The organism is Bradyrhizobium septentrionale, from assembly GCF_011516645.4.
Taxonomy (GTDB): Bacteria; Pseudomonadota; Alphaproteobacteria; order Rhizobiales; family Xanthobacteraceae; genus Bradyrhizobium; species Bradyrhizobium septentrionale.
On the sequence record NZ_CP088285.1, the window covers coordinates 4,161,220 to 4,173,374 of the forward strand.

The 12,155-nt window shown below is 64.5% G+C and carries 12 protein-coding genes; 9 read left to right on the forward strand and 3 right to left on the reverse strand.

Annotated elements, in window-relative coordinates:
• Nucleotides 1–150 precede the first annotated feature (150 nt).
• Nucleotides 151–1,536: an LLM class flavin-dependent oxidoreductase gene (locus HAP48_RS21540; RefSeq protein WP_166210239.1), complete on the reverse strand. Its 1,386-nt coding sequence runs from the start codon at nt 1,534–1,536 to the stop codon at nt 151–153.
• Nucleotides 1,537–1,761: 225 nt separating this feature from the next.
• Between HAP48_RS21540 and HAP48_RS21545 the strand changes: the two genes are divergently transcribed.
• Together HAP48_RS21545 and HAP48_RS21550 are read left to right on the forward strand one after the other, a co-directional pair.
• Nucleotides 1,762–3,147, forward strand: a complete 1,386-nt coding sequence (locus HAP48_RS21545) for a M20 family metallopeptidase (protein WP_166210236.1) — start codon at nt 1,762–1,764, stop codon at nt 3,145–3,147.
• Nucleotides 3,148–3,491: 344 nt separating this feature from the next.
• Nucleotides 3,492–4,337 carry an IclR family transcriptional regulator gene (locus HAP48_RS21550; protein WP_166210233.1) on the forward strand — a complete coding sequence of 282 codons (846 nt, stop codon included), beginning with the start codon at nt 3,492–3,494 and terminating at the stop codon, nt 4,335–4,337.
• A 261-nt stretch (nt 4,338–4,598) separates the two neighbouring features.
• On the opposite strand, the gene HAP48_RS21555 is transcribed toward HAP48_RS21550, so the two are convergent.
• Nucleotides 4,599–5,495 (reverse strand): glutathione S-transferase family protein, encoded by an 897-nt coding sequence (locus HAP48_RS21555; RefSeq protein ID WP_166210230.1) that lies wholly within the window; start codon nt 5,493–5,495, stop codon nt 4,599–4,601.
• 325 nt (nt 5,496–5,820) lie between these two features.
• Between HAP48_RS21555 and HAP48_RS21560 the strand changes: the two genes are divergently transcribed.
• The 7 genes from HAP48_RS21560 to HAP48_RS21590 all read left to right on the forward strand — a co-directional run bounded on the left by HAP48_RS21560 (nt 5,821) and on the right by HAP48_RS21590 (nt 11,411).
• Nucleotides 5,821–6,186 (forward strand): hypothetical protein, encoded by a 366-nt coding sequence (locus tag HAP48_RS21560; RefSeq protein ID WP_166210227.1) that lies wholly within the window; start codon nt 5,821–5,823, stop codon nt 6,184–6,186.
• Nucleotides 6,183–7,034: an alpha/beta fold hydrolase gene (locus HAP48_RS21565; protein ID WP_166210224.1), complete on the forward strand. Its 852-nt coding sequence runs from the start codon at nt 6,183–6,185 to the stop codon at nt 7,032–7,034. The genes HAP48_RS21560 and HAP48_RS21565 overlap by 4 nt, the downstream gene beginning before the upstream one ends.
• Before the next feature lie 30 nt (nt 7,035–7,064).
• Nucleotides 7,065–7,982, forward strand: coding sequence for an amino acid ABC transporter substrate-binding protein (locus tag HAP48_RS21570; RefSeq protein ID WP_166210221.1), 918 nt, complete (start codon nt 7,065–7,067; stop codon nt 7,980–7,982).
• Nucleotides 7,983–8,154: 172 nt separating this feature from the next.
• Nucleotides 8,155–8,886 (forward strand): amino acid ABC transporter permease, encoded by a 732-nt coding sequence (locus tag HAP48_RS21575; RefSeq protein ID WP_166210218.1) that lies wholly within the window; start codon nt 8,155–8,157, stop codon nt 8,884–8,886.
• A gap of 2 nt (nt 8,887–8,888) precedes the next feature.
• Nucleotides 8,889–9,581: an amino acid ABC transporter permease gene (locus tag HAP48_RS21580; RefSeq protein ID WP_166210215.1), complete on the forward strand. Its 693-nt coding sequence runs from the start codon at nt 8,889–8,891 to the stop codon at nt 9,579–9,581.
• 19 nt (nt 9,582–9,600) lie between these two features.
• Complete coding sequence (locus tag HAP48_RS21585) at nt 9,601–10,332, forward strand: amino acid ABC transporter ATP-binding protein (protein ID WP_166210212.1); 732 nt, start codon at nt 9,601–9,603, stop codon at nt 10,330–10,332.
• A gap of 218 nt (nt 10,333–10,550) precedes the next feature.
• Nucleotides 10,551–11,411: a D-amino-acid transaminase gene (locus HAP48_RS21590; protein WP_166210209.1), complete on the forward strand. Its 861-nt coding sequence runs from the start codon at nt 10,551–10,553 to the stop codon at nt 11,409–11,411.
• A 232-nt stretch (nt 11,412–11,643) separates the two neighbouring features.
• Here HAP48_RS21590 and HAP48_RS21595 read toward each other — a convergent pair whose 3' ends face one another.
• On the reverse strand, nt 11,644–12,102 hold the full coding sequence (locus HAP48_RS21595; RefSeq protein ID WP_029079321.1) for a carboxymuconolactone decarboxylase family protein: 459 nt from the start codon (nt 12,100–12,102) through the stop codon (nt 11,644–11,646).
• Between the last annotated feature and the right edge of the window lie 53 nt (nt 12,103–12,155).

The window sequence follows — 12,155 nt, forward strand, 5'->3', positions numbered from 1 at the left end:
AGGCTCGCAAGAGCTCGCACCTCAGGATGACGGGCTGGGCAGATGTGCGTGACCCGTTATTGCGAGGAGCGAAGCGACGAAGCGATCCAGAGTGCTGCATACGACGCGGAGCGATGGGTTGCTTCGCTTCGCTCGCAATGACGGAGACGATCACTCCGCGGCAGCACTCCGCTTCACGCGGTACCGGCTCGCCGGATGCGTCGCGTCGAGCCTTGCACGCCCCGCGCCGAACAGCTTCTCGCGCAGCGTGCCTTTCGCATACTCGCGCTTGTAGCGGCCGCGCTTCGTCAGCTCCGGCACCAGCATGTCGGCAATATCCTCGAAATCGCCGGGCGAGATCGCGAAGGCGACGTTGAGGCCGTCGACATCGGTGTCCTCGAACCACTGCTCGATCTTGTCGGCGACCTGCTCCGGCGAGCCGACCACCACCGGGCCGGCGCCGCCGATGCCGACGTGCTCGGCAACCTCGCGCACAGTCCAGACCCGATCAGGATCGGCGCGGGTGACATTGTCCATCGCGGAGCGGCCGGCGTCGTTCTGCACATGCCGCACCTCCTGGTCGAGCGAATAGGTCGAGAAGTCGACGCCGGTCCAGCCCGACATCAGCGCCAGCGCGCCCTCATGGCTGATATGGCTGCGATACTCGGCATACTTCGCCTTGGCTTCGGCCTCGGTCGGCGCGACCACGACGCACATCATCGAGAACATCAGGATCTCGGCCGGGTTGCGGCCCTTCTCGGCGGCGAGCTCGCGGATCGCCGAGACCCGCGGGCCGATCACCTTGGCGGATGGTCCCGACATGAACACGCATTCGGCGTGCTCGGCGGCGAATTGCCGGCCGCGCGGCGAGGTGCCGGCCTGGTAGAGCACCGGCGTGCGCTGCGGCGACGGCTCCGACAGATGGATCGCGTTGAGCCGGTAGTTGCTGCCTTCGTGCTGGACGCGATGCACCTTCGCAGGGTCGGTGAAGATGCCGCGCGCGACGTCGCGGATCGCGGCGTCGTCCTCCCAGCTGCCTTCCCAGAGCTTGTAGACCAGCTCCATATATTCGTCGGCGAGCTCGTAGCGGTCGTCGTGTGCGGTCTGCTTGTCCTTGCCGGCGCCGCGCGCGGCGGAATCGAGATAGCCGGTCACCACGTTCCAGCCGACCCGGCCGCCGGTCAGATGGTCGAGCGTCGACATCCGCCGCGCGAACGGGTAGGGCGGCTCGAAGGAGAGATTGCTGGTGACGCCGAAGCCGAGATTTTCGGTCACCGCGGCCATCGCCGGGATCAGCATCAGCGGTTCGTTGGCCGGGGTCTGCGCCGCGTTGCGCAGCGCCGCATCCGGATTGCCCGCATAGACGTCATAGACGCCGAGCACGTCGGCGAGGAACAGCCCGTCGAACCGGCCGCGCTCCAGCGTCTTCGCCAGATCGGTCCAGTAGGACAGTCTGTTGTAATCCTTGGTGCGGTCGCGCGGATGGGTCCACAGCCCCGGCGACTGATGCGCCACGCAATTCATGGCAAAGGCGTTGAGCCGGATTTGCTTTGTCATTGTCGAAACCTTGAGCGCCGCTTCGATTGCTGCCCGGTCAGATGCGGGCGTCCCTGCATCAACTTGTTGCGACTTCCCTCGTTTTGGCAAGGCCCATTCGCATTTGGTGCCCTTCCGGTCGTGATCCGATCCCGATAGGTTGCGCCTCTCCAGAGCATGATCCGGATGTGCAACACGGCTGTCCGGCGGGATCATGCCAAGAGGCGACCGGACGAAGGAACAATCATGGCGACACGGGCCGACGCAATCGCAACGGTGCGAGAGCATTTTCAATCGGGACAGTTCGTGCAGGAGCTCGACCGCAGGGTCGGCTACCAGACCGAGAGCCTGAATGCCGACAAGGCCGATGCGCTGCGCGCCTATCTGGTCGAGAATCTTCAGCCGGCCTTCGCCGAGCTCGATTTCAAGACCCGGCTGATCGAATCGCCGACCGGCCGCGGGCCCTATCTGATCGCCGACTACCAGGAAGATGCGGCGCGGCCGACTGTGCTGACCTATGGTCACGGCGACGTCGTCGACGGCATGGTCGGCGAATGGCGCGACGGGCTCAATCCCTGGCAGACCACGGTCAAGGGCGATCGTGTCTATGGCCGCGGCACTGCCGACAACAAGGGTCAGCACTCGATCAACATGGCCGCGCTGCGCGCGGTGAAGCAGGCGCGCGGCGGCAAGCTCGGCTTCAACGCCAAATTCATCATCGAGACCGGCGAGGAGATCGGCTCGCCCGATCTGCGCGAGGTCTGCGAGGCGCATCGCGAGGAGCTGAAGGCCGATCTGTTCATTGCCTCCGACGGGCCGCGGCTGTCGGCGGAGCGGCCGACCATCTTCCTCGGCTGCCGCGGCGGCAACCGCATCCATCTCGACGTTAACTTACGCGATGGCGGCAATCATTCCGGCAATTGGGGCGGCGTGCTGGCCAATCCCGCCACGATCCTGGTCAATGCGATCGCGAGCCTGGTCGACGGCAAGGGCCGCATGAAGCTCGAGATCCTCAAACCCCCGCCGATCTCCAACCGCGTCCGCGCCGCGCTCGCCGACGTCAAGGTCGAGCCGACGGCGGACGAACCTCAGCTCGCGGAGGATTGGGGCGAGGAGGGCCTGACCGCGGCCGAGCGGCTCTATGCCTGGAACACGCTGGAAGTGCTGGCGATGTCGTCGGGCAATATCGACAAACCGGCCAATGCCATTCCCGGCAAGGCGAACGCGGTGCTGCAGCTCCGTTTCGTGGTCGGCACGAGATATCTCGAAGTGATCGATGGGGTGCGCGACTATCTGCACAACAACGGTTTCCCGATGGTCGAGGTCTCCGGCGCGCAGCGCTTTGGCGCCTCGCGCACCGACATGGACAGCCCGTGGATCGACTGGGCGGCCAACTCGATCCGCACCACCACCGGCAAGGCGCCGGCGGTGCTGCCGAACTTCGGCGGCTCGCTGCCGAACGACGTGTTCTCCGAAGGTCTCGGCCTGCCGACGATCTGGGTGCCGCATTCCTATCCGGGCTGCTCGCAGCATGCCCCCGACGAGCACATCCTGCTGCCGGTGACCGAGGAGGCGCTGACCATCATGGCCGGCCTGTTCTGGGATCTCGGCGAGACGCCGCGCAAGGGTTGATGGGCGGCGCGCATTTTCCCCGTCATCCTGAGGAGCGGCGTCAGCCGCGTCTCGAAGGATCGACGGCCACCAGCGGGGCCGTGCATCCTTTGAGGCTCGCAAGAGCTCGCACCTCCAGCGACAAAGGCGAAGCCTTTGCGCGGGGATGACGCAGATTTCGTGCCACGAAATTCAATTGTCGCTGATGCTGCACAGCAGCGTAGATAGTCGAAATCAAAGTTTCATCTGACGAAAGTATACGATGTCCGGCGAGCGTCATCCGTTTTAGGATGACGCTTCGCCGGACGCGTTCCATTGGTCGTGTCCGGTTCAGAATTCGGATTGAGGGCAAGGAAGGCCAGGGCATGAACGCCTCCACGACTGCGACCGCACGGACCAGCCGCAAGAGGCCACCGCCGGAGCCGGGCCAACCCGACAAGTTCAACGCGATCCAGAAGGTCTGCGCGATCCTGCGCGTGCTGGCGCAGCGCTCGCCGCTGCGGCTCACTGATATCGCCGACACCACCTCGCTGAACAAGGCGACCGCGCTACGCATCCTCAACTCGCTGATCGAGGAAGGTTTTGTCTCCAGGGTCGCCGGCGCCAAGACCTATGAGCTCGGTCAGGAGGCGCGGGTGATGGCGGTCGGCGCGCGCCGTTCGGTCGACATCGCCGAGCTGGCGCAGCCGAGCCTGTTGCGGCTGTCCGAGCGCTCCGCCGACACGGCGCTGTTGTCGGTGCGCTCCGGCGTCGAGGCGCTTTATCTGGCGCGCTCGGTCGGCAGCCATCCGCTGCAGCCGAATTATCTGCAGATCGGCAGCCGCCGTTCGCTCGGCGTCGGTGCCGGCGCGCTCGCGCTGCTGGTCTGGCTGCCGGACGCCGAGATCGAGGCCGTGATCGAGGTGATCGTGCCGCGGCTGGCGAAATCGCCGCGCATTACCCCAAAGTTCCTGCGCGAGCGGATCGCCGTGGCGCGCAAGGCCGGCCACACCGTGCTGATCGACGCCGCATTCCCGGGCATGGGCGGCGTCGGCGTCCCCGTCCGCGACGATGCCGGCGAGGTGGTCGCCGCGCTCTCGATTGGCGCCGCATCCGACCGCATCCGCCGCCGCGAGGGCGAACTCGCCGACATGCTGAAGAAGGAAGCCCAAGTGCTGGCCCGCGCGATGGCCCAGGCGCCGAAGAACGGGCGTGTGGTGAAGGCGGGTTAAGCTGGCGCCGCCGCTCTGCTTCGCCTCTGCCCGCGCGTCAAGCAAACCCGCGCACGGTCGGCGTCGCGCCCTCTAAGGATGACGGAATTGGTTTACTCAGCTTGCTCAGTGTCATCACCCGCGCATGCGGGTGATCCAGTATTCCAGAGACGGTCGTGCTTGAGCCGATAGGCCGCGGCGTACTGGGTCGCCCGGTCGAGCCGGGCGACGACAGCAGTGGATGAGGACAAAACTTCACATCCTCTCAGGAACACAAGCGGTTCAGTCGAGGCGATGCAGCCGGCCGCCGGTCGTCGGCAGGTGGACCACGACGGCGCCGACCAGCGGATTTTCCAGCTGGATCGACACCCGCTGCGGGTCCTGCGCGACCAGTCTGCCCGCGATCGGCGGCGAATTGGCGTCGTTGATCTGGTAGCTCACGGGTGCGCCGCCAACGGCCGCGGAGACCGGAGCTTCGCGGGCTATTCTGAGCGCGTCGTCCTTGCCGATGTCATGGCGTATGCCGTGTCCGATCGCGCGCATTCTCGCCTCCCAGGCGCGCAGGCCCGGATGCTGGTCCAGCAACGCTGTCGTCCGTCCCTTGCCCCAGCGGATGAACGCGACATTGTGGAAGACTTCAAGATCGGCTGCACTCGGCTGCTCGCCCGCCAGAAAGGCATTGCCGTTCTCCAGCTGCATCTCCAGCAGCCGCAAGTGCCGATGCAGCGCGTCGGTCAAGCCGGGTATTGCCGCGCGGAACGCTTCGGGATCGAACGGCCGGCCCCGCAGGGCCGAGCGGTCGGCGATGAAGGCCTCGCTGACATCCCAATCTCCTGAGAACAGCAGGCCCACGACGGTCGGAAACAGCTTCTCGTCCGCCCACAGACGATAGGTCTCCGCGGTGGCTCGGCCGCATGCAAAGATCGACGGAGCGGGAAAGCGGCGCTCGATCTCGTCCAGAATGAGTTCGCTGTCGCAATAGACGTCGCTGCCGATCTGCAGCACCGGGATGCGGCGGTATCCTCCAGTCAGCGCGATCAGTTCCGGCTTGGGCATGATCGACGGCTGGTTGCAGGCCCACCAGGTGAGGCCCTTGAGGCCGAGCGCGCCGCGGATTTTTTCGGAGTACGGCGAGATGTCGTATTGGTGAAGAATCAGTGCGTTTTGATCGGCCGTCATGACCTGCTCTCTTTCGGCCTGGTTGCGGCCTGGGCGAAGTGCGCGCCCTTCTCGCGGAGAGCGATCCTGATCGTCTGTGCGAGCGGCGAAAGCGGATGCTGATACAGGATCATTTTGTGGGGCCGTGCGGGGCACAGCCATCCTACGCTGCTCAGGTCACGGCGAACAAGGCGTGCGGGGAGGGCGCGGAGGTCCGCGCCATGGACTCGCAAGCCGCGTTTGGTCAAGCGAATAATCCAGGGAACCCAAGGGCATCGGTGCCTTGCGGGATCGCGCGCTTGCCGTCATCATGGCGGCGCCCCGCTGCAGGAACGCCGCCCGACAGATGACGCTATCGCCTGACGCCAATGCACCTTCGCTGGTCTCGCGCGGCCGGCTGCTCGATTGCGATTGCCTGATCGGGCCGATGGCGCGGCCGTTTCATGCTGCGATCCGCGGCGGCCGCATCGTCGAGCTCACGCCGTCGCCGCTCCTGATGCGCTCGTGGCGCTTCTCCTATCGTGCGACGCCGCAGGCCTGGGCTGCGCATTGGCAGGCCGAGCCGAAACCCGGCTGGCACGATCTGCTGGCGCTGACCAAGCGCGGCGAGGCGGTGCTGGAAGGCGATCTGCATCCCTTCATCGCGCATCTGCAATATTTCAAGGACCTGCTGGCGCTGCCGCGGCAGCATTTTGCGGCGGCCGCCTCATGAACGGTCATATCGAGCCGATGGTCGGCCGCTACGTTCACGTCGAGATCGGCGGCGAACTGCACCGGATCTATTTCGAGGAGAACGGCAAGGGCATTCCGCTGGTCTGCCTGCACACCGCGGGCGCCGACGCGCGGCAGTGGCGGCATCTGCTCGCGGACGCGCAATTTGCCGAAAATTTCCGCATCATTGCCTTCGATATGCCCTGGCATGGCAAGTCGAATCCGCCGATGAGCTGGACCGGCGATGATGAATACCAGCTCACCACGGCGCGCTACACCGAGACCATCCGCGCCTTCTGCCGTGCGCTGCGGCTGGAGAAGCCCGTCGTGATGGGCTGCTCGATCGGCGGCCGCATCGTGCTCAACCTCGCGATCGAGCATGCCGCCGAATTCCGCGCCCTGATCGGGCTCGAGGCCGCCGATTTCCAGGCGCCGTGGTATGATACGAACTGGCTCAACCGCCCGGACGTTCACGGCGGCGAAGTCTGCGCCGCGCTGGTGTCGGGGCTGATTGCCCCGCAGAGCCCGCAGCCTGCGCGGATGGAAACGCTGTGGGCCTACAAGCAGGGCGGCCCCGGCGTGTTCAAGGGCGACCTGTATTTCTACCGTGTCGATGGCGACCTGCGCGGTCGGGTCGCGTCAATCGATACTAAAGTATGCAACCTGTACCTGCTCACGGGCGAGTATGATTTCTCCTGCACGCCTGAGGACACGAGGCGGACGGCAGCGGCAATAGGGGGCGCCAGCGTTACGATCATGGAGAAGCTCGGTCATTTTCCGATGAGCGAGAATCCCGAACAGTTTCGCCGCTATATCGCACCCGTCCTCGCCGACATTCTCATGCAGTAAATCGATCGTTTCCACGCAAGGAGTAGACGTATGACATCCAAATATCTCATCGGCTTCGCGCTCGCCGCCGCGCTTGGCGCGAGCCAGGCGCAGGCCCAGGAGCTGACCGGAACGCTGAAGAACATCAAGGACACCGGCGCGATCACGCTCGGCTACCGCGATTCCTCGATCCCGTTCTCCTATCTCGACGACAACCAGAAGCCGGTCGGCTACGCCATGGACATCTGCTACAAGATCGTCGATGCGGTGAAGAAGGAGCTGAAGCTCGACAAGCTCGAGGTCAAGCTCAACCCGGTGACCTCGGCGACGCGCATTCCGCTGATGGCCAACGGCACCGTCGACCTCGAATGCGGCTCGACCACCAACAATGCCGAGCGGCAGAAGCAGGTCTCCTTCACCAACTCGCACTTCCTGACCGCGAGCCGCTACGTCACCAAGAAGGCGAGCAAGATTAATTCGATCGACGACCTCAAGGGCAAGACGGTGGTCTCGACCGCCGGCACCACCAACATCAAGCAGCTCACCGAGGCCAACCTCGCGCGCGGGCTGAGCGTCAACATCATCCCGGCCAAGGATCATGCCGAGGCCTTCCTGATGGTCGAGACCGATCGCGCCGCGGCCTTCGTGATGGACGACATCCTGCTCGCGAGCCTGGTCGCCGGCTCGAAGTCGCCGGACGACTACGTCATCTCCAGGGACGCGTTCTCCAAGCCGGAGCCCTACGGCATCATGCTGCGCAAGGATGACGCGCCGTTCAAGAAGGTCGTCGATGCCGCCACCGCCGCGCTCTACACCAGCGCCGAGGGTGAGAAGATCTACGCCAAGTGGTTCAACCAGAAGATCCCGCCGAAGGGCCTGAACCTCAACGTGCCGCTCGGGCCGGAGCTGAAGAAGCAGTTCACCAAGCCGTCGGACTCACCCGATCCGGATGCGTATCTGGTCAACTGATCATACGCTGCGTTTGACCCGTCGCCTCTCGGCGGCGGGTCCTGAGAGTTAAGTATGTCCGGCCATTTTTTGGAGGAGAATGGCCGGACATTTGCATAGTCGCCAAGCGCGACGTAGACGCCGCGCGTGACGTCGGCGTAATGCGTGATTGGCGCGGGAGCGCGGGGGACCTGTGAACTACAATTGGAACTGGCACATCTTTCTCGAGCCGAACCCGATGGGGACCGGCACCTATCTCGACATGTTGCTGGCGGGACTGGTGGTCACCATCAAGGTATCGGTGCTCGCCTGGATCATCGCGCTGGTGTTCGGCTCCGTGGTCGGCGTGCTGCGCACGTTGCCGTCGAAGACGGCGTCGTGGATCGGCTTCTGCTGGGTCGAGTTCTTCCGCAACATGCCGCTGCTGGTGCAGCTGTTCCTGTGGTTCTTCGTGCTGCCTGAACTTTTGCCGAGGGCTGCCGGGCTCTGGATGAAGCAGCTGCCGAATGCGCCGTTCTGGACCGCCGCGATCGGCGTCGGCTTCTTCATGTCGGCGCGCGTTGCAGTGCAATTGCAGGCCGGCATCGGCTCGCTGCCGCGTGGCCAGAAGCAGGCTGCAACCGCGCTGGGTCTCACCACGCTGCAGACCTATCGCTACGTGCTGCTGCCGATGGCGTTCCGCATCATCCTGCCGCCGCTGACCTCCGAATTCCTCAACACCATCAAGAACAGCGCGGTCGCCATCACCATCGGCCTGATCGAGCTGACCGGCCAGGCCCGTTCGATGCAGGAATTTTCCTTCCAGGTATTCGAGGCCTTCACGGCGGCCACCGTGCTCTATCTTCTCCTCAATTTCGTCGTGGTGACCGCGATGCGCTACCTCGAGCGCTACGTCGCGATCCCCGGCTACATCGCGGGGAAATGACGATGCTCGGCAGTTTCGATTTCGACGTCATCCGCCGATCATTGCCCTATCTGTTCCTCGAGGGAATGCGCTTCACGCTGACCCTGACGGCGCTTGCCGCGTTCGGCGGCCTCGTGTTCGGCACCCTGATCGCCCTGATGCGATTGTCAGGCTACAAGGTGCTCGGGCGCATCGCCGGCTTCTATGTCGACTTCATTCGCTCGCTGCCGCTGGTGCTGGTGATCTTCTGGTTCTACTTCCTGGTCCCCTATATCGGGCAGTGGGTGACCGGTGCGTCGCGGCCTATCACGGTCGGCGCGTTCGCCTCGTCGCTGATCACCTTCATCATCTTCGAGGCAGCCTATTTCTCCGAGATCATGCGCGCCGGCATCCAGTCGATCTCGCGCGGCCAGCCGGCCGCCGCCAACGCGCTCGGCCTGACCTACAGCCAGACCATGCGCTACGTCGTGCTGCCGCAGGCGTTCCGCAACATGCTGCCGGTGCTGCTGACGCAGACCATCGTGCTGTTCCAGGACACCTCGCTGGTCTACGTGCTGTCGATCCCGGATTTCCTCGGCGCCGCCAGCAAGGTTGCGCAGCGCGACGGCCGTCTGGTCGAAATGTACCTGTTCGCCGCGCTGGTCTACTTCGTCGTTTCCTGTGTCGCGTCCTTCTTCGTCCGCCGCCTGCAGGCGCGTATTGCCATTGTTCGCTGAACAAACAAGTTGAGCCATCATGATCGAGATCAATCACGTCAACAAATGGTACGGGCCGAGCTTCCAGGCGCTGAAGGACTGCACCACCAGCGTCGCCAAGGGCGAGGTGGTGGTGGTCTGCGGCCCGTCCGGTTCGGGCAAGTCGACCCTGATCAAATGCGTCAACGCGCTGGAGCCGATCCAGGGCGGCGACATCATCCTCGACGGCATCAAGGTCAACGACCCCAAGACCGATTTGCCGAAGCTGCGCTCGCGCGTCGGCATGGTGTTCCAGCACTTCGAGCTGTTTCCGCATTTGCGGATCCTCGACAATCTCTGCCTCGCGCAGGAGAAGGTGCTGGGCCGCAAGCATGACGATGCCGTGGTCACCGGCATGAAGCTGCTCGATCGCGTCGGGCTGAAGGATCACGCCAAGAAATTCCCCGCCGAATTGTCCGGCGGCCAGCAGCAGCGCGTCGCGATCGCGCGCGCGCTTGCGATGAACCCGATCGCCATGCTGTTCGACGAGCCGACCTCGGCGCTCGATCCGGAGATGATCAGCGAAGTGCTCGACGTGATGGTCGACCTCGCCCGCGAGGGCATGACCATGATGGTCGTGACCCACGAAATGGGGTTTGCCAACAAGGTCGCCGACCGCGTCATCTTCATGGACCGCGGCGAGATCGTCGAGGATGCCAAGAAGGTCGACTTCTTCGGCAAGCCCCGCAGCGACCGCGCGCAGAAGTTCTTGTCGAAGATCTTGCAGCATTAGGGTTGAGGCGCCGGCCCTTTCCACTCCGTCATTCCCCGGTGTGCAATTGCGCACCTGTTGGCGCGAGCCCGGAAGCCATACTCACGATCGTGGTTACGGATTCCGGGCCTGCGCCCTGGCGGGCGCATCCCGGAATGACGGAGAGAGGGTTTATCCCCGTTAACAATTTGCGTATACGAAGGCCTGAAACCTAGTCCGTCGTCCGCAGGAGAACTCGCGTGGAAAAGATCGCTTACGTCAACGGCTCGTTCGTGCCGCATTCCGAGGCCAAGGTCTCGGTGTTCGACCGCGGATTCCTGTTTGCCGACGGCATCTACGAGGTGGCCGCGGTGCTCGAGGGCAAGCTGATCGACAACGCCTCGCATCTGGCGCGGCTCAAGCGTTCGGTCGGCGAGATCCAGCTCGCGCTGCCGGAGACGCTGGAGCGGATCGAGGCGATCCAGAAGGAGCTCGTTGCGCGCAACAACCTCGTCAACGGCATGGTCTATCTCGAGGTCACCCGCGGCGCAGACAAGGGACGCGACTTCCCGTTCCCAAAGGCCGACGTCAAGCCGACGCTGGTGATGTTCACCTCGGAAAAGGACATCATCAACGCGCCTTCGGCCAGGGCCGGCATCAACGTCATCACGGTGCCTGACATCCGCTGGGAGCGGCGCGACATCAAGAGCGTGGCGCTGCTGGCGCAGGTGCTGGCCAAGCAGGCAGCGGCTGCGGCCGGCGCCGGCGAGGCCTGGATGATCGAGGACGGCAAGGTCACCGAGGGCGGCTCATCCTCGTCCTTCATCGTCACCCAGGACGACGTCATCGTGACCCGGCAGAACGGCAACGAGATCCTGCCTGGCTGCACCCGCAAGGCGGTGGTCAAACTCGCCGAGGAGCGCCAGCTCCGCATCGAGGAACGTGCCTTCACGGTCGAGGAAGCGCTCGCCGCCAAGGAAGCCTTCATCACCAGCGCTTCGGTGTTCGTGCAAGGCGTGGTCGCGATCGACGGCAAGAAGGTCGGCACCGGCAAGGTCGGCCCGATCACCGACCGCCTGCGCGAGATCTATGTCGACTTCGCCAGGGCGACGGCGGTTTGATCCGTCATTGCCGGGCTTGAACCCGGCAATCCATCGCGCTTCGAGTGATGGCTTGCTGCTAGCGCAAAGGCCAAACCCGTCACCCTGAGGTGGCCGCTTCTTCAGCGGCCCTCGAAGGGTCGACGGCCACCGGCGGGGCCGTGCATCCTTCGAGGCTCGCAAGAGCTCGCACCTCCAGCGACAACGGCGACGCCGTTGCGCGGGGATGACGCAGAAGGGTTGCGGCCGCCCCTTACGCCGCGACCTTCACCTTCACCGGGTGCACCGCGCGGAAGCCGATCGCGATCCGGTTCCAGGCGTTGATGGCGCCGATCAGCGTGGTCAGGTTGACGAGCTCGCTGTCCGAGAACTGCGCGCGCACCGCTTCATAGTCGGCGTCGGGCGCGTGCGTTTCCGATACCAGCGTCAGCGCTTCGGTCCAGGCCAGCGCCGCGCGCTCGCGCTCGGAGTAGAGCGGGGATTCGCGCCAGGCGTTGAGCAGATAGAGCCGCTGCTCGGTCTCGCCGTGCTTGCGGGCGTCCTCGGTGTGCATGTTGATGCAGTAGGCGCAGCCGTTGATCTGCGATGCGCGGGTCTTGACCAGTTCGATCAGCGATTGCTCGAGACCGCTCGCGGTGATCTGGGTCTCTACCGCGACCAGCGCTTTGATCGTCTCGGGTGCGGCCTGGTAGAAATTCATGCGGGGCTTCATGGTCGTTCTCCTTGGTTGGGGTTGGGGGTAAAGGCCAGAGCGTTTTCGAGCGA